Annotated in this window: 21 protein-coding genes and 1 pseudogene; 6 read left to right on the top strand and 16 right to left on the bottom strand. The window is 62.4% G+C overall.

What is annotated here, in order from left to right; genetic code table 11:
• Nucleotides 1-15 precede the first annotated feature (15 nt).
• The 3 genes from omp10 to BC363_RS18540 all read right to left on the bottom strand — a co-directional run bounded on the left by omp10 (nt 16) and on the right by BC363_RS18540 (nt 3,027).
• Nucleotides 16-384 carry an outer membrane lipoprotein Omp10 gene (gene omp10, locus BC363_RS18550; protein ID WP_065780961.1) on the bottom strand — a complete coding sequence of 123 codons (369 nt, stop codon included), beginning with the start codon at nt 382-384 and terminating at the stop codon, nt 16-18.
• A 169-nt stretch (nt 385-553) separates the two neighbouring features.
• The gene (locus tag BC363_RS18545; RefSeq protein ID WP_065780960.1) at nt 554-2,005 is read right to left on the bottom strand and encodes a homospermidine synthase; all 1,452 of its coding nucleotides are present in this window, start codon (nt 2,003-2,005) and stop codon (nt 554-556) included.
• A 143-nt stretch (nt 2,006-2,148) separates the two neighbouring features.
• On the bottom strand, nt 2,149-3,027 hold the full coding sequence (locus BC363_RS18540; RefSeq protein ID WP_244512963.1) for a DUF3445 domain-containing protein: 879 nt from the start codon (nt 3,025-3,027) through the stop codon (nt 2,149-2,151).
• A gap of 161 nt (nt 3,028-3,188) precedes the next feature.
• On the opposite strand from BC363_RS18540, the gene BC363_RS18535 reads away from it, so the two are divergent.
• A complete protein-coding gene (locus BC363_RS18535) occupies nt 3,189-4,139 on the top strand; it encodes a GGDEF domain-containing protein (protein ID WP_083222777.1) in 951 nt (316 codons plus the stop codon).
• On the opposite strand, the gene BC363_RS18530 is transcribed toward BC363_RS18535, so the two are convergent.
• The 3 genes from BC363_RS18530 to BC363_RS18520 all read right to left on the bottom strand — a co-directional run bounded on the left by BC363_RS18530 (nt 4,104) and on the right by BC363_RS18520 (nt 8,007).
• Nucleotides 4,104-4,730: an aminotransferase class IV family protein gene (locus BC363_RS18530; protein WP_065780958.1), complete on the bottom strand. Its 627-nt coding sequence runs from the start codon at nt 4,728-4,730 to the stop codon at nt 4,104-4,106. The genes BC363_RS18535 and BC363_RS18530 overlap by 36 nt on opposite strands.
• The gene (locus BC363_RS18525; protein WP_065780957.1) at nt 4,727-5,884 is read right to left on the bottom strand and encodes an aminodeoxychorismate synthase component I; all 1,158 of its coding nucleotides are present in this window, start codon (nt 5,882-5,884) and stop codon (nt 4,727-4,729) included. Before BC363_RS18525 ends, BC363_RS18530 begins: the two co-directional genes overlap by 4 nt.
• A gap of 263 nt (nt 5,885-6,147) precedes the next feature.
• The gene (locus BC363_RS18520; RefSeq protein ID WP_065780956.1) at nt 6,148-8,007 is read right to left on the bottom strand and encodes a M3 family oligoendopeptidase; all 1,860 of its coding nucleotides are present in this window, start codon (nt 8,005-8,007) and stop codon (nt 6,148-6,150) included.
• Nucleotides 8,008-8,194: 187 nt separating this feature from the next.
• On the opposite strand from BC363_RS18520, the gene BC363_RS18515 reads away from it, so the two are divergent.
• Both BC363_RS18515 and BC363_RS18510 read left to right on the top strand, forming a co-directional pair.
• Nucleotides 8,195-9,736 carry a sigma-54 dependent transcriptional regulator gene (locus BC363_RS18515; protein ID WP_141690367.1) on the top strand — a complete coding sequence of 514 codons (1,542 nt, stop codon included), beginning with the start codon at nt 8,195-8,197 and terminating at the stop codon, nt 9,734-9,736.
• 180 nt (nt 9,737-9,916) lie between these two features.
• Nucleotides 9,917-11,770 carry a DUF882 domain-containing protein gene (locus tag BC363_RS18510; RefSeq protein ID WP_065780955.1) on the top strand — a complete coding sequence of 618 codons (1,854 nt, stop codon included), beginning with the start codon at nt 9,917-9,919 and terminating at the stop codon, nt 11,768-11,770.
• Nucleotides 11,771-11,847: 77 nt separating this feature from the next.
• Here BC363_RS18510 and BC363_RS18505 read toward each other — a convergent pair whose 3' ends face one another.
• From BC363_RS18505 to BC363_RS18495, 3 genes are all read right to left on the bottom strand, one after another.
• Complete coding sequence (locus BC363_RS18505; protein WP_025424796.1) at nt 11,848-12,114, bottom strand: DUF2312 domain-containing protein; 267 nt, start codon at nt 12,112-12,114, stop codon at nt 11,848-11,850.
• 228 nt (nt 12,115-12,342) lie between these two features.
• A complete protein-coding gene (locus BC363_RS18500) occupies nt 12,343-12,648 on the bottom strand; it encodes a DUF1244 domain-containing protein (protein WP_065781140.1) in 306 nt (101 codons plus the stop codon).
• Between the two features lie 118 nt (nt 12,649-12,766).
• The gene (locus BC363_RS18495; protein WP_065780954.1) at nt 12,767-13,561 is read right to left on the bottom strand and encodes an N-formylglutamate amidohydrolase; all 795 of its coding nucleotides are present in this window, start codon (nt 13,559-13,561) and stop codon (nt 12,767-12,769) included.
• Between the two features lie 296 nt (nt 13,562-13,857).
• Here BC363_RS18495 and BC363_RS18490 point away from each other — a divergent pair.
• Nucleotides 13,858-14,229, top strand: a pseudogene (locus tag BC363_RS18490) (DUF1036 domain-containing protein); the annotation flags it as partial.
• Nucleotides 14,229-15,668, top strand: a complete 1,440-nt coding sequence (gene pyk, locus BC363_RS18485; protein ID WP_065780952.1) for a pyruvate kinase — start codon at nt 14,229-14,231, stop codon at nt 15,666-15,668. The pseudogene BC363_RS18490 and the gene pyk, both read left to right, overlap by 1 nt.
• Before the next feature lie 71 nt (nt 15,669-15,739).
• Here pyk and BC363_RS18480 read toward each other — a convergent pair whose 3' ends face one another.
• Nucleotides 15,740-16,315: an ester cyclase gene (locus BC363_RS18480; RefSeq protein WP_065780951.1), complete on the bottom strand. Its 576-nt coding sequence runs from the start codon at nt 16,313-16,315 to the stop codon at nt 15,740-15,742.
• 28 nt (nt 16,316-16,343) lie between these two features.
• On the opposite strand from BC363_RS18480, the gene BC363_RS18475 reads away from it, so the two are divergent.
• Nucleotides 16,344-16,892, top strand: a complete 549-nt coding sequence (locus tag BC363_RS18475; protein ID WP_065780950.1) for a substrate binding domain-containing protein — start codon at nt 16,344-16,346, stop codon at nt 16,890-16,892.
• A 43-nt stretch (nt 16,893-16,935) separates the two neighbouring features.
• Here the strand turns inward: BC363_RS18475 and BC363_RS18470 are convergent, their stop codons facing one another.
• The 6 genes from BC363_RS18470 to purE all read right to left on the bottom strand — a co-directional run bounded on the left by BC363_RS18470 (nt 16,936) and on the right by purE (nt 21,095).
• Nucleotides 16,936-17,940 carry an alpha/beta hydrolase gene (locus BC363_RS18470; RefSeq protein WP_065780949.1) on the bottom strand — a complete coding sequence of 335 codons (1,005 nt, stop codon included), beginning with the start codon at nt 17,938-17,940 and terminating at the stop codon, nt 16,936-16,938.
• Between the two features lie 105 nt (nt 17,941-18,045).
• Entirely contained in the window at nt 18,046-18,552 is a 507-nt protein-coding gene (locus tag BC363_RS18465) for a hypothetical protein (protein ID WP_065780948.1), read from the bottom strand.
• 34 nt (nt 18,553-18,586) lie between these two features.
• Complete coding sequence (locus BC363_RS18460; protein ID WP_065780947.1) at nt 18,587-19,201, bottom strand: hypothetical protein; 615 nt, start codon at nt 19,199-19,201, stop codon at nt 18,587-18,589.
• An 81-nt stretch (nt 19,202-19,282) separates the two neighbouring features.
• A complete protein-coding gene (gene ykgO, locus BC363_RS18455) occupies nt 19,283-19,408 on the bottom strand; it encodes a type B 50S ribosomal protein L36 (protein ID WP_025424787.1) in 126 nt (41 codons plus the stop codon).
• Between the two features lie 176 nt (nt 19,409-19,584).
• Entirely contained in the window at nt 19,585-20,634 is a 1,050-nt protein-coding gene (locus tag BC363_RS18450; RefSeq protein ID WP_065780946.1) for a 5-(carboxyamino)imidazole ribonucleotide synthase, read from the bottom strand.
• Nucleotides 20,631-21,095 (bottom strand): 5-(carboxyamino)imidazole ribonucleotide mutase, encoded by a 465-nt coding sequence (purE, locus tag BC363_RS18445; RefSeq protein ID WP_038576471.1) that lies wholly within the window; start codon nt 21,093-21,095, stop codon nt 20,631-20,633. The genes BC363_RS18450 and purE overlap by 4 nt, the downstream gene beginning before the upstream one ends.
• Nucleotides 21,096-21,142 lie beyond the last annotated feature (47 nt).

Genomic DNA, 21,142 nt, shown 5'->3' with positions numbered 1-21,142 from the left:
GTCCCAACGCGTGTCTCAGCCGCGTCGCGCCAGCGAGAACTGCGCGCCGGCATCGGTGGTGCAATTCAGCTGGTTGGTCGTGACCAGCGCGCAATTGACCTTGGACTGGGTGTTGCGCACCAGCGAGGTCATGTTGATCTCGACGAGCGTCGGGCTGAGCTTCACGTAGTTGCCGGAAGCCAACAACTGGTTGCTGTCGGTGGTGCGGGTCGAGAAGGTTCCGCCCGCAAAGGTCGACACGATGCCGTTCGGATCCGTCCATGAGCCTTCGACACCCGCTGCCTGGCGAGCGGGCGGTGCCCCTCCGATCTCCCGTGGCGACGACTGGCAGGAGGCCAGGGCCGCGGCGGTCGCGAGAAGGGTCAGAATTGCGAATGGCTTCATTGGCGATTTCCCTCGCTTTGTGCCGAGCGTCTGTTTCGTTTCGCCGAACCATGCCGCGATCAAGAGTTGAAAGCAAGAGCGGCCGGGTCGGCGCGCCGGGCTTTTCCCATATCGATAAAAAGCCCGGGGCAGAAATGCCCCGGGCCGGATGCTTCGCAATGTCAGCGGTTTAGCGAACGAGGATGTTCTTGAACTGCCAGGGATCCTTGGTGTCGATCTCTTCCGGGAACAGGCCCGGGCGGCCGTCAAGCGGAGTCCAGTCGGTGTAGTGGCCCTCGACTGGGCCGAGATAGGGCAACTGCACTTCGAGGCAGCGCTTGTAGTCCATCTCGTCGGCTTCGACGATGCCTGCCTTCGGATTTTCCAGCGCCCATACCATGCCGGCGAGCACGGCCGAGGTCACCTGCATGCCGGTCGCGTTCTGGTAAGGGGCGATGCGGCGAGTTTCTTCCAGCGACAGGCGCGAGCCGTACCAGTAGGCGTTCTTGTCGTGGCCATAGAGCAGTACGCCGAGCTCGTCGATACCGTCGACCAGTTCCTTCTCGTCGAGGACGTGATGCATCGGCTGGGCGTTGCCGCCGCTGCCGAACATCTCATGCAGCGACAGAACGGCGTCGTTAGCCGGGTGGTAGGCGTAGTGGCAGGTCGGGCGATAGGTCGCTTCGCCGTCCTTGTCGCGAACAGTGAAGAAGTCCGAGATCGAGATCGACTCGTTGTGGGTGACGAGGAAGCCGTATTGCGGGCCCGGCGTCGGGCACCAGGTGCGCACGCGGGTGTTGGCGCCCGGCTGCTCCAGATAGATTGCCGCCTTGCAGCCCTTCTTGTGCTTCTTGGCGTTCTTCGGCATCCAGTTCTCGTGGGTGCCCCAGCCGAGCTCGGCCGGTTGCAGGCCTTCGGAGATGAAGCCTTCCACCGACCAGGTGTTCCAGAAGGTGTTGTAGGGTTTCGGGTTCTTGGTGCGCTGGGTATCGCGCTCGGCGATGTGGATGCCCTTGACGCCGACCTTCTTCATCAGCTTGGCCCAGCCGTCGCGATCGTCCTGATGCGGCTCGTCGTATTTCACGCCGAGGTCGTTGGCGAGGTTCAAGAGGCCCTGCTTGACGAACCAGGAGACCATGCCTGGGTTTGCGCCGCAGGTCGAAACGGCAGTGGTGCCGCCCGGGTTCTTGTCCTTTTCCTTGCGCATGGTCTCGCGCAGCGCATAGTTGGTGCGCGCGGCGTTGTCCATTTCGGCATCGAAGTAGAAGCCGAGCCACGGCTCGACGACCGTGTCGATGTAGAGAACGTCGAGCTTGCGGCACATCTTGATCAGGTCGAGCGAGCCGGTGTCAACCGACAGGTTGACGCAGAAACCCTGGCCTTCGCCCTCGGTCAGGAGCGGCTTCAGCAGTTCCTTGTAGTTGTCCTTCGTCACATGGGCGCGAACGTGGCGGACGCCGTGGCGCTCGAAGAGCTCGTTGTCGGCAGCATCCTCACGCGGCTCGACCACGATCAACCGGTTCTTGTCGTATTTGAAGTGGCGCTCGATCAACGGCAAGGTGCCGCGGCCGATCGAACCGAAGCCGATCATGACGATCGGGCCGGTGATCTCGCCGTAAACCGGGTAGGTGGTGTCTGCCATTTTGGTCTTTCTCCTGAGGAAACTTTCCCTGTGACGGTGTTGAAAGTATCTGAAAATAAGGCTCGCGCCGTGCGATAGGCCCTAGAGCATAGTTTGCTGTCACAATAAAGGGCTGGCGGGTCAACGCTGATCTGCGATATTGCTTAACCGGCGATGGAAAGCAGGGCCGATATCAGGGCATCCCGCTTGCTGACGAGGCCCTTGTAGGCCGCCTGCGGCAGATCGAGTGAGCGCAACTGCTCGACGAAGGAAAGGGCCAGCGTGGCCGCATCCGCTCGCTGTCGCAGCAGCGCCAAGGGATCGGAATAGATCCGGATGGTGAAGACGATCGCGCCGGTCTCGGGCAATTTTCTGAGCGTCTGGCGCTCGATGCGGATGAAGGTGCGCTCTTCGGTCAGCTCGACGGCACCTGCCGAAAACCCTTCCGATTTCGACTTCGGCAGATGCAGGGAGCCGTCGACATTGACGGCCCAGTTGAAGCGTTCGACGAAACGGCCGGGCGGCAGGTTGTCGAACATGCGGCTGATGAGTTCGGCGTTGCGCGTGCCGTGCTCGAAGCCGGGAACCGGGGCGTGGATCTCCTCCATCGTGCGCCCGAACTTTTCGGCAAGCGACCAGGATGAAGGGAAGGCGATGTAGGCGGCGCCAAGGCGCCAGCCGCGGTCGCCGCGCTGCATGATCGCCAGGTCGTCCTGAACGAGCGAGCCCGCAACCACAAGCGCGTCGTCGCCGGACAGGGCCACCCGTCGCCCGCTGACCATCATCGCATCATCCTGCCGACAGTAGATGTCGGGATATCGAGCCGGCAGGTAGTCGGACAGGATTTGCAGCAGTTCATTCTGCGCCTGCTGCGTCCCGTCCTCGGCAACGAAAACGGCGCTGCGGGACCGTGCCAGCAACTGCGCCTTCTGGTCGAGATAGTGCTGCAGCTGATCATCCGGCTCGATCCAGCGATCGGGATCAAGCTGCGTCAGGCCGATGGTGAAGGGCTTGGAGGAGCCGTCGTAAGGTGTGTGCTTCATGCGGACTGGTCGGATCATTCGCGCGATTTAACCATATTCCCTATCGTTTCGCATGGCGCCAAGCTTGTCACAAGCTCTCCGTGCTATAGCTTTGATACAACTATCCGCCTCGCGCCATGATTGTTGTTTCCTTGCCAACCTGGAGGCGTTGCAGACTGAACGTGACCGGCGACCACATAAAGACCTTGATGGGCCTGCAGGCCCAAACGCCCGTGCTGATGGCGCTCTACGATCAGCACGACCGGCTGCAATTTGCCAATGAGGCTTTTCGCGCCGCCTATTTCATCGGCGCCGACGAGACGCCGACCTGGGCCGACATCATGCGGCGCAACCATGTCGCCGGTCGCGGAACCGTGCTCAAGACCAGCGACATCAATGCCTGGATAGCCTCAACGGTCAATCGACGCGGCAAGATCCCGTTTCGCGCGATGGAGACCGACCTGCATGACGGCCGCTGGCTATGGATGACGGAAACCGTCGATGCCAAGGGGTGGATGCTCTGCGTCGCCGTCGACATCACCACCATTCGTGTCGAAGAGCGCGAGCTGCGGCAGGATCGCGATTTCGCGCTGCGTGCCTCGCAGGTCGACGAACTCACCAATGTCCCCAATCGGCGCTACACAATGGGGCGGCTCGGCGAATTCATCGCCAACTGCGCGCAGAACCCGCATATGTGGGGGTGCGTCGCCATTATCGACATCGACTATTTCAAGGCCATCAACGATCGCTACGGTCACCATCAGGGCGACGAGGTGCTGCTCGACTTTGCCCGCCAGATGCAGGAGTTCGTGCGCCGCTCCGATTGCTTCGGCCGCATCGGCGGTGAAGAGTTCATGCTGATCCTGCCCGACACCACCATCAGCGAAGGCAACCTCATTCTCGACCGCCTGCTCGACAAGGTGCGCGGCGCCAGGCCGCTCGCAAGTATTCCGGAGTTCTACTACACCTGTTCGGTCGGGCTGGCCGAGTATCGGGAAGGCGACGGCGTCAAGGACATCTATGCCCGCGCCGACGAGGCGCTCTATCTCGCCAAACGCGACGGGCGCGACCGGGTCAAGCGGTACACCTTGCCGGGATCAGACCCCGAGCTTCGCCCGGATCAGGCCCCGTAGCGAATTTCCGACATAGAGCTGGCCTTTTGCCAGATCGCCGAGCGACAGGCGGGCGACACGCGCCCGCCGCTGGCAGATGAGTTCCGTCCGCAGCACCCCCGCCAGAAGCCCACAGGCGATCGGCGGTGTCTTCAGCGGGCCGCTGCCGTCGTCGAGGAAGATCGACGTGATGGTTCCCTCGCAAACGTCGCCCTTTTCGTTGAGCAGCAGGACCTCGTCGATCTCGGTCGCCGGGTATTCTGCACGCGCCGCCTCGTAGACACCGCGCCGCGTGGTCTTGACGCGCAGGAGTTTGTCTTCGGAGGAGAGCCGCGTTTCTGCAAAACGCACGCGCCAGACAGTGTCTCCGGCAAGCGGTGTGAAGGGCGCCGTGGTGACGGCGATCGCGCCGTTGCGGTCAAGCGTCAGGCGGACGCGGAGGGGACCCGTTGCACCTTGAACGGTGGCATACAACTCGGCCTCGGCGCGGTCAGCGCCGGCAAACCCCAACCGCCTTGCGGATCGTTTCAGTCTGGCGAGATGCAATTTCAACCGAACGAAGCCCGCATCGGGCTCGTAGCGCAGGGTCTCGATCAGGGAAAAATCCGTCATCGCGCGATCTCGGCATCGCCGACGGCAAAGCGCGCCTTCAGCAGGCATTCGTCATATTCGGACTGGGCGCCGGAATCAAAGACGATGCCGCCGCCGACATTGAAGACGGCCTCTCCATCGGCAAACAGCGAGATGGTGCGGATCGCGACGCTGAAGCGCATGATGCCGTTGGGCGCGATGAAGCCGATCGCGCCGCAGTAGGCGTCGCGCGGGCCGTCTTCGAGCTCGTGCAGGATCTGCATCGCCCGCATCTTCGGCGCGCCGGTGATCGAGCCGCAGGGAAAGAGCGCGGTGAAAATATCAGTGATGCCGACGTCGGGCCGCAGCTTGGCCCTGACATGGCTGACCATCTGGTGCACGGTCGGATAGGTCTCGATGTCGAAGAGTTTCGGGACGTCGAGCGTCCCAACCTCGGTGATGCGGGAGATGTCGTTGCGCAGGAGGTCGACGATCATCCGGTTTTCGGCTTGCGTCTTCTCGTCGGCGCGCATGGCCTCGATGATGTCGGCATCCTCCTGCGCCGAGCCGCCGCGCTTCGCCGTGCCCTTCATCGGATGCGTTTCGATCCACCTGTCCGCATCGACCCGGAAGAAAAGCTCAGGCGAGCGTGAGACGAGGATCGGGCCGTCGAGCGCCACGAGGGCGCCGTATTTGACCGGCTGACGCTCGATCAGCGACCAGAAGGCGGCTCGCGGATCGCCGGACCAGCGGGCGCGGATCGGCATGGTCAGGTTCGCCTGGTAACAATCGCCCTGGCGCAGGTGCTGATGCAGACGGTCGAACCGCTCGCGATAGGTAGAAAAATCCCAGGCGGCACGCGGCTCGGCAAGAAAAGGCTCGTTCTCCATCCGCCGTTGCGGCTCTGCCAGCCGATGCTCGTCGCTCGGCGCGTCGAAGATGCCAAAGGACATCAACGGTGTTTCGCGACCCTCCTCGGCAAAGGGCGCCAGCTTCTCCTCGAAGAGGTGACCGGCCTCATAGGCCATGAAGCCGGCAATCCATTTACCCGCCTGATGGGCGCGTTCAAGCTCGGCGAGGCCGCGGTGGAATTCGGCTTTGGTCCGCGCCGTGACGACGCGCTCCGGCTCGGCGAAAACCGTGGTCCGATTTTCGCTGTCGTCCCGGAAAAGCACATAAGGTGCGTTTTCGTTCATCAATGCCGCTTCGCTGCCAGCCCATTCATCCCTACAGCGCCGCGCGTCAAATTGACGCGCTGAGGACGCTGTAACACCCTAAACTTGCTGCATAATTTTCTCCTTAAATCGATTCCGATTTAAGGAATTATGCAGTAGAGCGTTTCCGTCTTAACCGGAGTTATGGAAACGCTCTATCTCTTTGTTTTTCGCATTTCCGGACGGAAAACCGCTTCGCACTTTTCCTGGAAAGGCTCCAGACCGCGGGCTCGGCCCGCGTCGGATCACGCCTTATCAAGCGCCTCGAGTTCGTCGATCAGCCCTTCGATCATCGACAGCCCCTGTGCCCAGAACGACGGATCGGTGGCATCGAGGCCGAAGGGAGCAAGCAATTCCGAATGGTGCTTGGTGCCGCCGGCTTTCAGAAGCTCGAAATACTTCTCCTGGAAGCCCTTCTCGGCGTTCTGGTAGACGGCATAGAGCGAGTTCACCAGGCAATCACCGAAGGCATAGGCATAGACGTAGAACGGCGAGTGGATGAAGTGCGGGATATAGGCCCAATAGGTCTCGTAGCCCTCGGAAATCCGGATCGCCGGCCCGAGGCTTTCCGCCTGCACCGAAAGCCACAGATTGCCGATATCCTCGGCGGTCAGTTCGCCTTCCTTGCGGGCCGTGTGCAGCTTGCGTTCGAATTCGTAGAAGGCAATCTGGCGCACGACCGTATTGATCATGTCCTCGACCTTCTGCGCGAGCATGGCCTTGCGTTCGCGCTTGTCCTTCGTCTGGTTGAGAAGGGCGCGGAAGGTCAGCATTTCGCCGAACACCGATGCCGTCTCGGCAAGGGTCAGCGGCGTCGAGGCCATCAGCGCGCCCTGTTCGCCGGCGAGCACCTGATGCACGCCGTGGCCGAGTTCGTGGGCGAGCGTCATCACGTCGCGCGGCTTGCCCATATAGTTGACGAGCACATAGGGGTGCGCCGACGGAACGGTCGGGTGGGCGAAGGCGCCTGGGGCCTTGCCGGGGCGCACGGGCGCGTCGATCCAACGGTCGTCGAAGAAACGACGGGCGATCGCGGCCATCTCGGGATCGAAGGCGTGATAGGCCGAAAGCACCGTGTCCTTCGCCTCGTTCCAGGAAATCAGCGCATTCGGCGTTTCCGGCAGTGGCGCGTTGCGATCCCAGAACTCCATCTGTTCCATGCCGAGCCACTTTGCCTTCATGGCGTAGTAGCGGTGCGAGAGGCGCGGATAGGCTGACTTCACCGCCTGCGCGAGCGCATCGACGACCTCGCGCTCGACACGGTTGGCGAGGTGCCGGCTGTCGGCGATATCCTCGAAACCGCGCCAGCGGTCCGAGATTTCCTTGTCCTTGGCGAGCGTATTGGTGATCAGCGTAAAGGTGCGGATATTGGCCCTGAAGGTTTCGGCAAGCGCCATCGCCGCCTTCTTGCGCACCTCGGTCGAGGGATCCTGCAGCAGGTTCAGGGCGATTTCGAGCGGCATGGTCTCACCGTCGGCGGTGAAGGTCAGAGACGCCATGGTCTCGTCGAACAGGCGGTTGAAGGCGGCCGCTCCGGTCATCGACTTCTCGAGGAACAGCTGCTCGAGCTTGTCGTCGAGCTGATAGGGCTTGTCCTTGCGCAGGTCGAGAAGCCAGGGCTTGTAGTGCGCGGCCAGGCTGTCATTGGCGAGTGCTGCGTCGATCACGGCATCGTCGATGCGGTTGAGTTCGAGCGAGAAGAACAGGAGATGCGCGGACATGTCGGTCAGCTTCGACTGCACGTCGCCATAGAGCTTGCCGTTTTCCGGCTTGGAGGTGTCGGAGAAATAGGTGAGGCCGGCAAACGACGCGATGCGCCCCATGATGTCTTCCAGCGCCTCGAATTCCTTCACGGCGGCGCCGATCCCGTCGTTGCCGGTCTTCGTGGCGGCGGCCGCAAGCTTGCCTTTCCACTTGGTTTCAAACGCGATCGAATCCGCCTCGGCCTTCTTCATATCGGAGCGGAAGGCGTCCGAGGTTGCTGAGGGATAGAGGTCCTCCAGCCGCCACGAGGGCAGATCGCCGAGCTCGGCCACAGCGCCTTGGGCGGGGCCGGTAGCGGCACGGACGACGGTTTTCTCAAGGGAGAGGGTGCGGAAGGTCATCGTCGGATTTCTCTTGTTCGTGACGGGAAGAGGCAAGCGATACGGGTCCCATTGCTATCGCCGGCAATGGATAAAATGCAAGCATTTCTCAAAACATGATGTTCAGCCCTTTATGGCACAGATGCCTGACGTGATTTGGCACATGACGTTGGCCAAAAGTACCGCGTGTCCAAAGCAGGAGGCTTCCGTGACATCACACATTCTTGTCATCGATGACGATCCGGTGCAGCGCCGGTTGCTGACGAACATGATCGAGCGTCTCGGTCATGTCGCGCATCTCGCCGACAACGGCCGCAGCGGCCTGGAGCTGCTCGAGCGCAAGGGCGGCATCATCAACGTCATCCTTCTCGACCTGCTGATGCCCGAAATGAACGGCCACGGCTTTCTCGAGGCGCTGGCGGAACGGGGCGTCGATACGCCTGTCATCGTGCAGACCGGGCAGGGCGGTATCGAGACCGTCGTCCATGCGATGCAGGCTGGCGCCTTCGACTTCCTGGTCAAGCCGGTTTCTCCGGAGCGGCTGTCCGTGGCGCTCGGCAACGCGCTGAAGATGGCCAGCCGCGACGGCAAGGTCAAAACCTCGCGTCGTCCGCGCGGCGGTGCCGTCGGCTTCGATGACGTCGTGTCGGCGAGCCCGGCGATGATCCGGGTGATCGACCTCGCGCGTCGGGCTGCGCAGTCCAATATCCCGATCGTGCTCGAAGGCGAATCCGGCGTCGGCAAGGAAATGGTGGCGCGGGCGATCCAGTCGGCCAGCGACCGCTCGGGCAAGCCGTTCATCACCGTCAACTGTGGCGCCATCCCGCACAATCTGGTCGAGAGCATTCTCTTCGGTCACGAGAAGGGCGCCTTCACCGGTGCGACCGAAAAACATACCGGCAAGTTCGTCGACGCCGATGGCGGCACTCTATTCCTTGACGAGATCGGCGACCTGCCGCTCGAAGTGCAGGTGAAGCTGCTGCGTGCGGTGCAGCAGGGCGAGATCGAGACGATCGGCGCACGCCATCCGCACCGGGTCAACGTGCGGCTGATTTCGGCCACCAACAAGGACCTTATCAACGAGGTGCGCGAGGGCCGGTTCCGCGAGGATCTCTACTATCGCCTCAACGTCTTCCCGATCACCATTCCGGCGCTGCGCCGGCGCAAGGAGGACATCCCGGTCCTCGTGCGCTCGTTCGTCGACCGGTTCGCGTCCGAGCAGAGGCTCAGCACGCCGCTCACCGTTTCGAGCGGTGCGATGGCGCTGCTCACCGCCTACGACTGGCCTGGCAACATCCGCCAGCTGGAAAACGCGATCTTCCGCGCGGTCGTTCTGGCCGAAGGCAACGAGTTGACGGTCAAGGACTTCCCGCAGATCGCCACGCAGATCCCGGGTTACGTCGTCTCCGACCGCTCGGGCTTTTCCTGGGGCGATGCCGGCCCCGAGCGCCCCACTGCTGCCGATCCGGCCACGAGCGTCTATCCCGATTTTGCCAGCACGGCGAAATCGATGGAGGCCGATGCCGCGCATGACGGCCGCATGGAGAATGCAATTGCCAGCGTCGACGAGGGTGGAGACGTGCGCAAACTTGCCGAAGTGGAGGAGGAACTGATTCGTTTTGCGCTGAAATTCTATCGCGGCCAGATGAGCCAGGTGGCGCGCAAGCTCGGCATCGGCCGATCGACGCTTTACCGCAAACTCAAGGATTATGGCATCGATCCCGATAATCCCCTGCGCGAGGCGGCGTAAAATCGACGCATTCACAACTCATTAGCCGTGCAATTCGGTCACCGCCGTTTAGACCTTGTTAGTGAAGTATTCACTATATTATAAGGGGCGGTGACGACTGTGGCATATTTGCCATTCTGTCACCTTATTTGACAGTCATCTGAGACAGCGAAGCACGGTTGTCCGTCGGACGGGGATTGAATGCCAAATTTGTTCGGTTTTAAGAAGCCTCTCGGCTCCTTAGCTAGCAGACTCTGCTCGGCGATGACCCGTAAGGTGCCGCAGGTTCTGACTTCCATCGCGCTTGCGGTGTCACTGGTCACGCCCGGCATGGCACCTCCCGTCGAGGCCGCCGGTCAGACGCGCACACTCAAGCTCTATTTCATCCACACGCAGGAGAAGGCGCAGATCACCTTCAAGCGCAACGGTCGCTATGACCCGAAGGGCTTGCAGCAGATCAACCGTTTCCTGCGCGACTGGCGTCGCAACGAACCGACCAAGATGGATCCGCGCCTGCTCGACCTCGTGTGGGAAGTCTATACCAAGAGCGGCTCGCGCGATTACATCCACGTTGTTTCGGCCTACCGTTCGCCGTCCACCAACGGCATGCTGCGTTCGCGCTCCAAGGGTGTCGCCAAGAAGAGCCAGCACATGCTCGGCAAGGCGATGGACTTCTACATTCCCGACGTGAAGCTGAAGACGGTGCGCGAAATCGGCATGAAATTCCAGGTCGGTGGCGTCGGCTACTACCCGACTTCAGGCTCGCCGTTCGTTCACATGGATGTCGGCGGCGTTCGCGCCTGGCCGCGCATGACCCGCAACGAACTGGCCCGCCTCTTCCCCGACGGCAAGACCATGCACGTTCCCTCCGACGGCAAGCCGCTGCCAGGCTATAACCAGGCCGTCGCCGACTATAAGCGTCGCGTCGGCGCCTCGGCGATCGAAGTTGCCGGTGGTGGCGCCAAGGGCGCAGGCGATGCCGAGGGCGGCAAGCGCCGCGGCAACCTGTTCGCCATGCTCTTTGGCGGTGGCGGCGACGAGGATGAAGAGCCCTCGGCAATCGCTGCCGGCCCGAGCGATGAAGAAGCCGCTCCGGCCAAGGTTCAGACGGCGTCGGCTCCTGCCGCCCAGGAAGCGCTTCCGGGGGTTGCCGGTTCGGTTGCCGGCGAGACGACCACGGCCGATCAGAACATCAATGCGCCGGTTCCGGCCGTTCGCCCGGCCTTCAAGGATGCGCCTGAGAATGGCGGCGTAGCAGTGGCACTGGTCGCGCCGCAGAAGAACGCTGCCCAGGAAGCACTTGCTGCTGCCCTGCCGCAGACGCCGGAAATGCCGAGCGAATTTGCCGATCTCGCGCCGGTCAAGGTGCCGGTCCCGCAGATGCTTGATCGTGGTGGCATGAACGCCGCTGCCGGTGAGACGCTCGTGGCATCGGTCGATCCTCTGGCAACCGACATGCAGGCGCTCGGCTTCGTGCCGGTGCCGGCCATGCGCCCGGCGGGCGATGCGGCTCTTGCCGCTGTCGCTGACGCCAAGGTTGCCGTGCCTGCCTTTGCAGAACGTCCGGTTCTGGCTTCGGCCGAGCCGCCGCGTGATACGACGGCCGAGGCATCGACGCGCGTCGCACTTGCGGCGCCGACACAGGCCCAGCGCGAGCCCGTGGCCCAGCCGGTCGAAATGGCCGCCTATGCGCCGCAGACCTCGACGAATGGCCGCGCCGATGTTTTTGACAGCGCCTTCGACACTCAGGCCGAAGCCCCGGCAAAGGGTGGCCGTCCAAAGAAGCACGATGCCGACGCAGCGACCCGTTCGTCGGTTCGTACAGAGCCGAAGCTGACGCAGAAGATCATCTCCGAATGGGCCCTTTCGGCCGGCCGCGTCGCGACGCTTTCGAAACCGGTGAAGGCACCGCGCTTCGTCAGCAAGACGCTGCGCACCGCCCCAACGACTGTTTATGCCGCAGGCTTCAGCAGTGGTGCAGGGACCGTCGACACAGCCCGCTTCAGCGGCAACGCGGTCAATTTCATGGAAGTGAAGAAGTTCAGCACCAACTGAGCTTCGCGCAAATGAGACCCAACAAAAAAGCCCGCCGGTGATACCGGCGGGCTTTTTGCTGCATATCGCAGAAGAAATTATTCTTCTTCAGCCGCGGCAGGAATCATGCCGAGCGCCTGCAGATAGGTGTCGAGGATCGCTTCCTGTTCCATGCGCTCGTCGGCATCCTGCTTGCGAATGGAGATGACCTTCCGCAGGATCTTGGCGTCGAAGCCGGTGGACTTGGCTTCACCGTAGACGTCCTTGATGTCGTCAGCGATGGTCTTCTTTTCTTCTTCCAGGCGCTCGATCCGTTCGATGAAAGCGCGGAGCTGGTCGCGTGCGACGCCGTGTGCATCTGACATGTTCTTCTCCTTTTGCGGGGAATGAAATTCTCGGGTGCCGTGACGTGCCGCGAACGGCGGCCAAGGTCAAGGGCCATTGCGCAACAACGCTGGCATTTCCGTGGCGGTTGCTCGCTGCCAATGCATGTCGCGCAAAAGTGTTCAGCGGTTTTGCGATGACGACATGCACAAAAACAAGAGCTTAAAGCGCAGTAAGCGAATCCTGGAGTTTGCGGCGCGCTTTAAGCCTTATTCCTTGGGGCGGTTGGTTTCGAAGGCGGCTTTCTGCTCGCTCGAGGCTTCCCTCTGGTGCAGCGCCCGCCACTCGTCATAGGGCATGCCGTAGACGATCTCGCGGGATTGCTCCTTGTCGAGCGCCACACCGGCCTCGTTGGCCGCTTCGAGGTACCAGTTGGACAGACAGTTGCGGCAGAAGCCGGCGAGATTCATCAGGTCGATGTTCTGCACGTCGCTGCGCTCGCGCAAGTGCTCGACGAGACGCCGGAAGGCGGCGGCCTCGAAGGCGGTCTGCTGGTCCGGGGTAAGCTCGGTCATGATCTTGTCTTCCTCGTCCTGCTGCATAATTCCTTAAATCGGATTCGATCTAAGGAATTATGCAGCGAGTTTAAAGCGTTACAGCGTCCTTTGCGCGTCATATTTGACGCGCGGCGCTCTAAACGTCGTAGGCGCCGGTGCGTGAAGGGTGCCGCTCGTAGCGATGCAGTTCGGGGCGGGCGTTGAGACCGGCAAGGATCGGAGCCAGGCGATCGGCCCATGCGGCAATGCCGGCCTCGTCGGAGATCAGATCCTGTCGAACCTCGATCAGGGCATGGGGAATGCCTGGTGCCATGCAGTGCCGGAACATCGTATCCCCACGCAGGGCGCCATCATAGGGTTCGTTGTTGCCGACGACGATATCGCCCGATGCCTCGAGTTTTTCGATGAGCGGCAGGACCGCGCGCGGGTCGTTGTCCCAGAGCACGGCGGCGTCCCATGGACGGGCGACGCCCTTCCATGCGGGCGTAAAGGAATGGATCGAGATGACCAGCGGGGCGCTGCCTGAGGCCACGGCACTGCGCTCCAGCGTTGCGGCGACAGCACGGTGATAGGGGCGATGGAAACGGTTCAGCCGGTTGTCCCATTCCTGCTCCGTGATCGGGTGGTTTCCCGGAATGATCGCGCCGTCCGAGATCTTCATGATCAGCGTCGGATCGTCCTCGCCGCGATTGGGGTCGATCAGGAGCCGCGAGAAGCAACCGAGAACCGCCGGGGCGTCGAGCGCGGCCGAGAGCCGGCGGACCAGATGTTCGACGCCGATATCGTAGGCGATATGTCGCTGAAACGCAGCCTCCGGCAGACCGAGCCTGCCATATTCTTCCGGCAGGCGATTCATGGCGTGATCGGCGAGAAGGACGAGCCCGGTTGTGGGGTTGGCTTCGATGATCTCACAGGGCGAATGGTGCTGCATGCCGTTCCAGTCTGCTTTCGGGCGGTGTGCTTTTGATTGCATGCGTCGGCGACATTCACAAGAAAAACGCAACTGTTTTGCGCAATCGACACGCAATCGGCCCGATGTAATCGATTAGAGTTACGTTGACTTTCCGGGCTGGCCGTCGCAAGAAAGGCCACGCAAATCAAAACGGAGTTCCATCGGAAACCGTGTCCAGATATCCATTTTCCAAAGCGAAGCCGGGGCTGTCGACATTGGGGGGGATCCTCCTGTTTTCCCTGGCAATTTCAGGCTCATTTCTTTTCGCCGGCGAGGCCCGTGCCGATTTTCGCGTCTGCAATGGCACGCAAAATCTGGTCGGCGTGGCGATCGGTTACCGCGCCAAGGAAGGCTGGGTAACCGAGGGGTGGTGGCAGGTTCCCGCGACCACCTGCGCGACCCTGATCGAGGGCGAACTCCAATCGCGATACTATTATCTCTACGCTGAAGACGCGGCCCGTGGCGGCCGCTGGACCGGCGACGTCAACATGTGCGTCGCCGAAAACGAATTCAAGATCTCGGGCGTGCAGGACTGCTTTGCCCGCGGCTTCCAGCGGATGGGATTCAAGGAATATGACACGGGGCGGCAAGGGAGCTGGATGGTTCAGCTCTCCGACACGCCCGGCACGCAGGAAAGCCAGAATTGATGAAGCGGAACAGAAAAGTCAAAATCCTCGCCACGCTCGGGCCGGCGTCCTCCGACGAGCAGATGATCCAGAAGCTGCACGAGGCAGGCGCTGATCTGTTCCGTATCAACATGAGCCACGCAAGCCATGAGGTGATGCGCACGCTGGTGCAGCGCATCCGCGCGGTCGAGGCGCGCTGTGGCCGCCCGATCGGCATTCTCGGCGACCTGCAGGGCCCGAAGCTGCGCGTTGGCAAGTTTGCCGAGGGGAAGGTCGAGCTGAAGGTCGGCCAGACCTTTACCCTCGACAACAAGGACGAGCCCGGCGACAGTACCCGCGTTTTCCTGCCGCACCCGGAGATCCTCGAAGCGGTTAAGCCGGGCCATCGCCTGCTGATCGACGACGGCAAGCTGCACCTGCGCGCCGAAAAGACCGACGGCAAGAGCATCGTCACGACGGTTGTCGCCGGCACGAAGATTTCCGACCGCAAGGGCGTCAGCCTGCCCGACACGCTGCTGGCCGTCGGCGTTCTGACCGACAAGGACCGCTCCGACCTCGACGCGGTTCTGGCGACCGGAGAGTTCGACTGGGTGGCGCTTTCCTTCGTCCAGCGCCCCGAAGATCTGGCCGAGGTCCGCAAGATCGCCCGTGGCCGCGTCGGCCTGATGTCCAAGATCGAAAAGCCGCAGGCGCTGGACCGCATCGACGAGATCATCGAGCTTTCCGACGCGCTGATGGTGGCGCGCGGCGACCTTGGCGTCGAGATGCCGCTCGAATCCGTCCCGGGCCTGCAGAAGCAGTTGACGCGGGCTTGTCGCCGCGCCGGCAAGCCGGTGGTCGTCGCCACGCAGATGCTGGAATCGATGATCTCGGCGCCGGTGCCGACGCGCGCTGAAGTCTCCGACGTGGCGACTGCAGTCTTTGAAGGCGCCGACGCGATCATGCTGTCGGCAGAATCGGCCTCCGGCGAGTATCCGGTGGAAGCCGTTGCCACCATGGCGTCGATTGCCAGCAACGTCGAACGCGACCCGCACTATTCCAGCATCATCTACGCTCAGCGCACGCCCCCTGAGGCAACCGGTGCCGACGCGATTTCGCTGGCGGCCCACCAGATCGCCGAGACGCTCCGGCTGTCTGCGATCGTCTGCTACACCTCGTCGGGCACGACCGGCCTTCGTGCCGCCCGCGAGCGTCCGCAGGTTCCGATCATCGCGCTTTCGCCGATCGTGCAGACCGCCCGCCGTCTTTCTGTCGTCTGGGGTCTGCATTGCGTCGTCACCGAGGATGCGACCGATCTGGACGACATGGTCAACCGCGCCTGCCGCATCGTTGCTCACGAGGGTTTCGGCAAGCCCGGCGAACGCGTGATCATCTCGGCCGGTGTGCCGCTCGGCACGCCTGGTGCCACCAACATGCTGCGCATCGCCTATATCGGCTCGGACGGCATGAGCGGTATCTGACGCTCGTCGGTCGTTTCAGAATGCGATGAGGCCCCGGGAGCGTTGAATCTGCTCCCGGGGCTTCTGTCTGCCTATTGGGCAAGGCCGATTTGCTTCATGAAGCCCTGGTTGTCCCAGAACAGGTATTCCTCATCCATCACACCTTCTTTGGTCCAGTGACCCAGTGTTGCCATCTGGATCTTGAACGCCTTTCCCGTCGGCTCGATCGTCTTGCCGCCGCCGATGGGCATCGGCCTGGTGAAGGTGCCTTCCATCACGCCGATGACGCCGGTCCATTCGCCTGATCCGAAGCGGACGGGATGTTGCTCGATCCGGGTGTCCGGGGCAAAGACGAACATCGGTTTTAGCTCCTCAATGTGAGCGTCGATGCCCTTGGTGGTGTGGCCGTCGGGATAGTGCACGAGAATATCCTTTGCGTGGCTTTCGTGCAGCCTGTCCCATTTCTGGTTGGTGTAGACGTCGAAGTCGAGGGTGTCGAACGTCGCGAGATTTTTGGCGATGGTCTTTTCGCCGGCCTGATATTTTGCCAGCTCTTCCATCAGGGCTGGCATCGCCTTTTCCGCCCCGGCATCCTGGGCGAATGCCGCGCCGGCCACGCCGCCAAGCATCAATGCCGTCGCGGCCACCGCCGAAAACACTCTTTTCATGGCTGGTTCCTTTCCGTTGGCAAAGCCAATGTTCCGTCTTCACGGTGCCGCCCTCGATGTCGACTTGACCGATGTGCTTGTCGATCTCGCCCATTCCGGTGTCGACGTCGCGTTGCGCATTGCCCGCGCCCCCGGCGCCAACCTTATCGCCCGCAAGATCGCACCGGTGCGGATGATCGCCTGTGCGTCACCAGGCTACCTCGCGCGCCGCGGCACACCGCGGCAACCGTCCGATCTCGGCAGCCATGAGACGCTTAGCTATTCCTATCTCTCGCTCGGGGATAGCTGGATGTTTTACGATGTCGAGGGGCGCGAGACGCAGGTTCGGATTCACCCTGTCGTGCATGCCACCAATGGTGACCTGCTTCGCGCGCTGGCACTTGCTGGTGGCGGGGTCATCGTGCAGCCGGACTTCATCGTCGAAGACGATATAGCCATGGGCCGGTTGGTCCCCCTCCTGGAAGGCTGGCATCTGAGTGCGTTCAACCTCTATGCCGTCTACCTGAGCCGACGGCATCTTTCGCCCAAGGTTCGCGTGTTCATCGATTATCTCGTCGAAACGCTCGGCAAACCATGAAACCGCACAGGTCTCGATCGGTTAGGACAAAGCTTGGTTCCAATCAGAGTGCCTTGCCGTCGTTGAGCCTTTCTTCCGCAAATCTCACGGCGGCGCCCAGATCCCTGGGTTTGCCCGCGAGCTTCTCGACTGCGGCAACCACGACATCGGTGACGACGTAATCGGGCTTGTGGCCGAGGTTGCCGATCCACAGCAGTTCCGATCCGGCAATGTCGCGTGCCAGACCGCGCGAATGGATATCGGCGAGCACGATGTCGTCGCTGTCGCCGCTGACGATGATCGTCGGCGCGGTGATCTCCTGATACCGCGGCGCGACCTCGCTGACATAGGCATGCAGATTGGCGACATCGACGGCGTTGTTGCGGAAGGCGAGGGGCCGCAGCACGAGGTGCGGCGCCGTCTTGTCGATGTAGTCGACGGGCCTTGGGTTTGGGTAGAAGACCGAACGTGTGCCGCTGTCGATCCGCCTGAGGCCGATCGGCGCGGCGAGCGTATGGGCGAACAGCCAGCCGACATAGGGCAGGGCCGTCAGCCGGTAATACCAGTCGATGCCGCCTGGCCAGGGATGGGTCGCCGGCGCCAGCAGGATGAGGCCGGTCGTCTTCTCCGGATGGCGAAGGGCGAAGCTTGCGGCGATCGCCCCGCCGAAGGAGTGGCCGACGATGATCGCCCGGGTCATGCCTCTCTTCTCCATCAGCTTTGCGATCGCGTCCGCCTGGCCGTCGGGGCGGTCGTTCGCCCGCCCGCCGCGTTCAGAGTAGCCGTGGCCCGGCCGATCGACGAACAGCATCTCCGCGCGGCCCTCGAAGGCAGGAGCAAAGGCATGCAGCTGATCGAGCAGGTTACCACTGGCGCCATGGATGAAGACGAGCGGCGCCAGGTCGGCCCTTGCCTTAGCCGGGAGGTGGACGCTGTTCATGCGGAAGCCGCCGACGTCGATCAGTTCGCCCGCGTTCGGGAACCGCGCACTGATGTCGCGTGCACTGCGCAGGTTGTAAACGATGCCCGCGAGCGTGAGGGTAACGATGAACAGGGCGGCTAGAAACATTGTCTCGGCGGCTCCTCTTGTTCGGCAGTGTCCGCAGACATCTACTGCATAATTCCCTAAATCGGATCCGATTTAAGGATAAAATTATGCAGCAAGTTTAAAGCGCTACGACGTCCTTTCCGCGTCCAAATAGACGCGCGGCGCTGTAAAGCCGAGCCATCGTGGCCAGATTTCGTCGACTGCGCGCTCACGAGCCCGAATAAACTCCGGCAGTGCCGTGTCGCGGGCGCCGTTGCCGTAGCGGCGATCGTGCCGATCGGTGATGAGGATGGGAGGGGCGCCGAACTGGTCGGCGGTAATGTCGACAATGAGGTCCCCGCACTCGACCCAGGCGTGGCTTTGCCAGCCGGTGTCGCTGAGGAAGCCGAAATCGCCCAGCGCCGCCCCCGACGGTGACAGACGGGGCGTGCCGCTTGCCCACGAAGCCTCGAAACCGTCAGCCGTCAGGGCACGCGACAGAAACAGGCTTGTCCGTCCGCATGTCCATTGGGAGGGCGTGGTTGGCGCATCGCCTTTCCAGGCGCTATGCCATTCCAGCCAGATCGGCTCCATGAACTGGCGCGCGGCTACGGCAAGGTTGCGAACGGCGGTCAGTTCCGTGGAAGGCGTCATCGCGGGGTCCGTGCTTGCTTCGGCATCCGCCCGACTACGTCTTGCTGCCTGCAAGCTTTTCGGTCAGTTCGCCCAGTTGCTCCTGCGCCCTGCGATCGGCGGGATAGATCTCCAGGAACTGCTCCCAGGCCCGTAGCGCCAGCTCATCCTTGCCGGCGGAGCCGAGGATCGCGGCCATGCCGGCGAGCGCGCCGAAGTGGCGCGGCTCGAGTGACAGGACATGATTGATGTCCGACATCGACTTGCGATAGTTGCCCATCGTGTAGTGCAGGGTCGCGCGGCGGTTCCAGCCTTCGACGTAGCTGGGTGCAAGCGTGATCACCTGGTCGAGGATATCGAGGGCGGCCGCCTGCTTGTTGTCGGTGATCGACTTGTCGGCCCACTGCATCAGCAGGTTGACCGTCGCGCTGCCGGAATCCTGCCATTCCAGGCGGATCTGGTTGGCGAGTTCGCGCGCCTTGTCGGCGTCCCGTTCCTTCTTCAGGTCGGAGAACAGGGCGTCCAGGCGTTGCTTGGGGGTGGTGAGGCTGGCGGCCTCGGTTTCCGGCGCTGGTTCTGCGGCGAAACTCAGGGTGCCGGCTCCAACAGAGGCGGCGAGAAGGGCGAAACACGCCAGAATCAAAGGCACAAAAACTCGCATGGCGAGCATGTTAGCTCGCCACGGAATAAGATCAAAATCAATTTTGGGACATCGCCGAAGCGAGGTGCCAAACAGAAACCAGTCGGAGCCTCAGCCCTGACGTGCCTTGAAGCGCGGGTTCTGCTTATTGATGATGTAGATACGGCCCTTGCGACGAACCAGACGGTTTTCGCGGTGGCGGGTCTTCAGCGACTTGAGCGAATTCTTGATCTTCATTTTCCTGATCCGCAGGTTTCGGGGAAACAAAATTCGCCCGGTATTTCTAACAATCAAAAGCGCGCCATGCAGCGCGCTCCGTAAGGTGGGATGGCAAATACCGTGTCACCCCAGTTGTGTCAACCGCAAGACACCGGATTTTGGCGCCTTGCCCCGCATTTCTGTGGCTTTCAGGCTCACGTCAGGCGGGTGATGTGACCCATCTTGCGGCCCGGTCGCGCTTCCGTCTTGCCGTAGAGATGGACGAAGACATTGTCTTTGGCAAGCCAGCCCGGCACCTCGGCGATATCGTCCCCGATCAGGTTCTGCATCACGCAGTCGGAGTGACGAACGGGATTGCCGAGCGGCAGGCCGGCCACGGCGCGAATGTGCTGGTCGAACTGCGAGACGATGCAGGCCGCTTCCGTCCAGTGGCCGGAATTGTGCACGCGCGGCGCCATTTCGTTGGCAACCAGGCTGCCGTCGGCCAGCACGAAGAACTCCACGCCGATGACGCCGACATAACCGAGCGCGTCGAGGATCGCCTTGGCTGCAACGCGCGCCGTCTCAGCCGTCGCAGGCCCGATGGCGGCGGGCACGGTGGAGGTATGAAGAATGCCGTTGCGGTGGACATTCTCAGCCGGATCGTAGCAGGCGACCGTGCCATCGGCTGCGCGGGCAGCGATGATCGAGATTTCCCGTTCGAACGGCACGAAACTTTCGAGGATCAACGGCACGGAACCGAGCGCCGCGAAGGCTCCTTGCGGGCTGTCCTGCCCAGAGCGGAACACCCGCTGGCCCTTACCGTCATAGCCGAGGCGGCGGGTCTTCAGCACGCCGGAACCGTCGAAGTCGGCAAGGGCTGCTTCAAGATCAGCCTGGCTGTCGACGGCATGGAAGCGGGCGGTAACGATACCGCTGTCATTGAGAAAGCGCTTTTCGACCAGGCGATCCTGGGCGGCTTCAAGCGCCTTCGGCGGCGGAAATACCGGCCGGGCCCGCGCAAGCCTCTCGGCGGCTGCGACCGGCACATTCTCGAATTCGTAAGTGACGATATCGCAAGCGGCCGCCAGCGCGTCGAGCGCTTTCTCATCGTCATAAGCGGCAACGATCTGTTCGTTTGCCACTTGTGCCGCCGGACAGTCGGGTTGCGGCTCGAGGACGATGGTGCGGAAATTCAGCCGTGCAGCGGACATGGCCAGCATGCGGCCGAGCTGGCCGCCGCCAATGATGCCAACGGTTGTCATGCGTCGTCCACCGGATACTCGGCGACGGCGACGGTCTGCTGCTCGCGCCAGTCGTCGAGGCGGTCGGCAAGGTCGTTGTCGCTGAGCGCCAGCACGGCTGCGGCCAGCAGCGCGGCGTTGACCGCCCCGGCGCGCCCGATCGCCAGCGTTCCGACGGGAATGCCGGCCGGCATCTGCACGATCGACAGCAGGCTGTCCTGGCCGGAAAGCGCCTTCGACTGCACCGGCACACCGAAGACCGGCAACGGCGTCATCGAGGCACACATGCCCGGCAGGTGGGCGGCACCGCCGGCACCGGCGATGATGACCTTGAAACCTTCGTCGCGCGCGCCCTTGGCAAAGCTGACCAGCCGGTCAGGCGTGCGGTGCGCAGAAACGATGCGGGCCTCATAGGCAATGTCGAGCGCGTCGAGCGTATCGGCGGCGTTCTTCATCGTCTCCCAGTCGGACTGGCTTCCCATGATGATGGCGACGGGTGGGGTCGTGGTGTCGAGCACGTCTTTAAAGT

The organism is Ensifer sp. LC384, from assembly GCF_001695865.1.
GTDB lineage: Bacteria > Pseudomonadota > Alphaproteobacteria > Rhizobiales > Rhizobiaceae > Ensifer.
This window is presented reverse-complemented; position numbering and strand designations above follow the sequence as displayed.

Bases quoted from the DNA above. Each gene is read 5' to 3' on its own strand.
- omp10 (WP_065780961.1), bottom strand. From the start codon at position 384: ATGAAGCCATTCGCAATTCTGACCCTTCTCGCGACCGCCGCGGCCCTG.
- purE (WP_038576471.1), bottom strand. From the start codon at position 21,095: ATGGGAAGCCAGTCCGACTGGGAGACGATGAAGAACGCCGCCGATACG.
- BC363_RS18470 (WP_065780949.1), bottom strand. From the start codon at position 17,940: ATGTTTCTAGCCGCCCTGTTCATCGTTACCCTCACGCTCGCGGGCATC.
- BC363_RS18525 (WP_065780957.1), bottom strand. From the start codon at position 5,884: ATGAACGAAAACGCACCTTATGTGCTTTTCCGGGACGACAGCGAAAAT.
- BC363_RS18510 (WP_065780955.1), top strand. From the start codon at position 9,917: ATGCCAAATTTGTTCGGTTTTAAGAAGCCTCTCGGCTCCTTAGCTAGC.
- pyk (WP_065780952.1), top strand. From the start codon at position 14,229: ATGAAGCGGAACAGAAAAGTCAAAATCCTCGCCACGCTCGGGCCGGCG.
- BC363_RS18480 (WP_065780951.1), bottom strand. From the start codon at position 16,315: ATGAAAAGAGTGTTTTCGGCGGTGGCCGCGACGGCATTGATGCTTGGC.
- BC363_RS18545 (WP_065780960.1), bottom strand. From the start codon at position 2,005: ATGGCAGACACCACCTACCCGGTTTACGGCGAGATCACCGGCCCGATC.
- BC363_RS18500 (WP_065781140.1), bottom strand. From the start codon at position 12,648: ATGACCGAGCTTACCCCGGACCAGCAGACCGCCTTCGAGGCCGCCGCC.
- BC363_RS18540 (WP_244512963.1), bottom strand. From the start codon at position 3,027: ATGAAGCACACACCTTACGACGGCTCCTCCAAGCCCTTCACCATCGGC.
- BC363_RS18475 (WP_065780950.1), top strand. From the start codon at position 16,344: ATGTTCCGTCTTCACGGTGCCGCCCTCGATGTCGACTTGACCGATGTG.
- BC363_RS18530 (WP_065780958.1), bottom strand. From the start codon at position 4,730: ATGACGGATTTTTCCCTGATCGAGACCCTGCGCTACGAGCCCGATGCG.
- BC363_RS18450 (WP_065780946.1), bottom strand. From the start codon at position 20,634: ATGACAACCGTTGGCATCATTGGCGGCGGCCAGCTCGGCCGCATGCTG.
- BC363_RS18465 (WP_065780948.1), bottom strand. From the start codon at position 18,552: ATGACGCCTTCCACGGAACTGACCGCCGTTCGCAACCTTGCCGTAGCC.
- BC363_RS18495 (WP_065780954.1), bottom strand. From the start codon at position 13,561: ATGCAGCACCATTCGCCCTGTGAGATCATCGAAGCCAACCCCACAACC.
- BC363_RS18460 (WP_065780947.1), bottom strand. From the start codon at position 19,201: ATGCTCGCCATGCGAGTTTTTGTGCCTTTGATTCTGGCGTGTTTCGCC.
- ykgO (WP_025424787.1), bottom strand. From the start codon at position 19,408: ATGAAGATCAAGAATTCGCTCAAGTCGCTGAAGACCCGCCACCGCGAA.
- BC363_RS18520 (WP_065780956.1), bottom strand. From the start codon at position 8,007: ATGACCTTCCGCACCCTCTCCCTTGAGAAAACCGTCGTCCGTGCCGCT.
- BC363_RS18505 (WP_025424796.1), bottom strand. From the start codon at position 12,114: ATGTCAGATGCACACGGCGTCGCACGCGACCAGCTCCGCGCTTTCATC.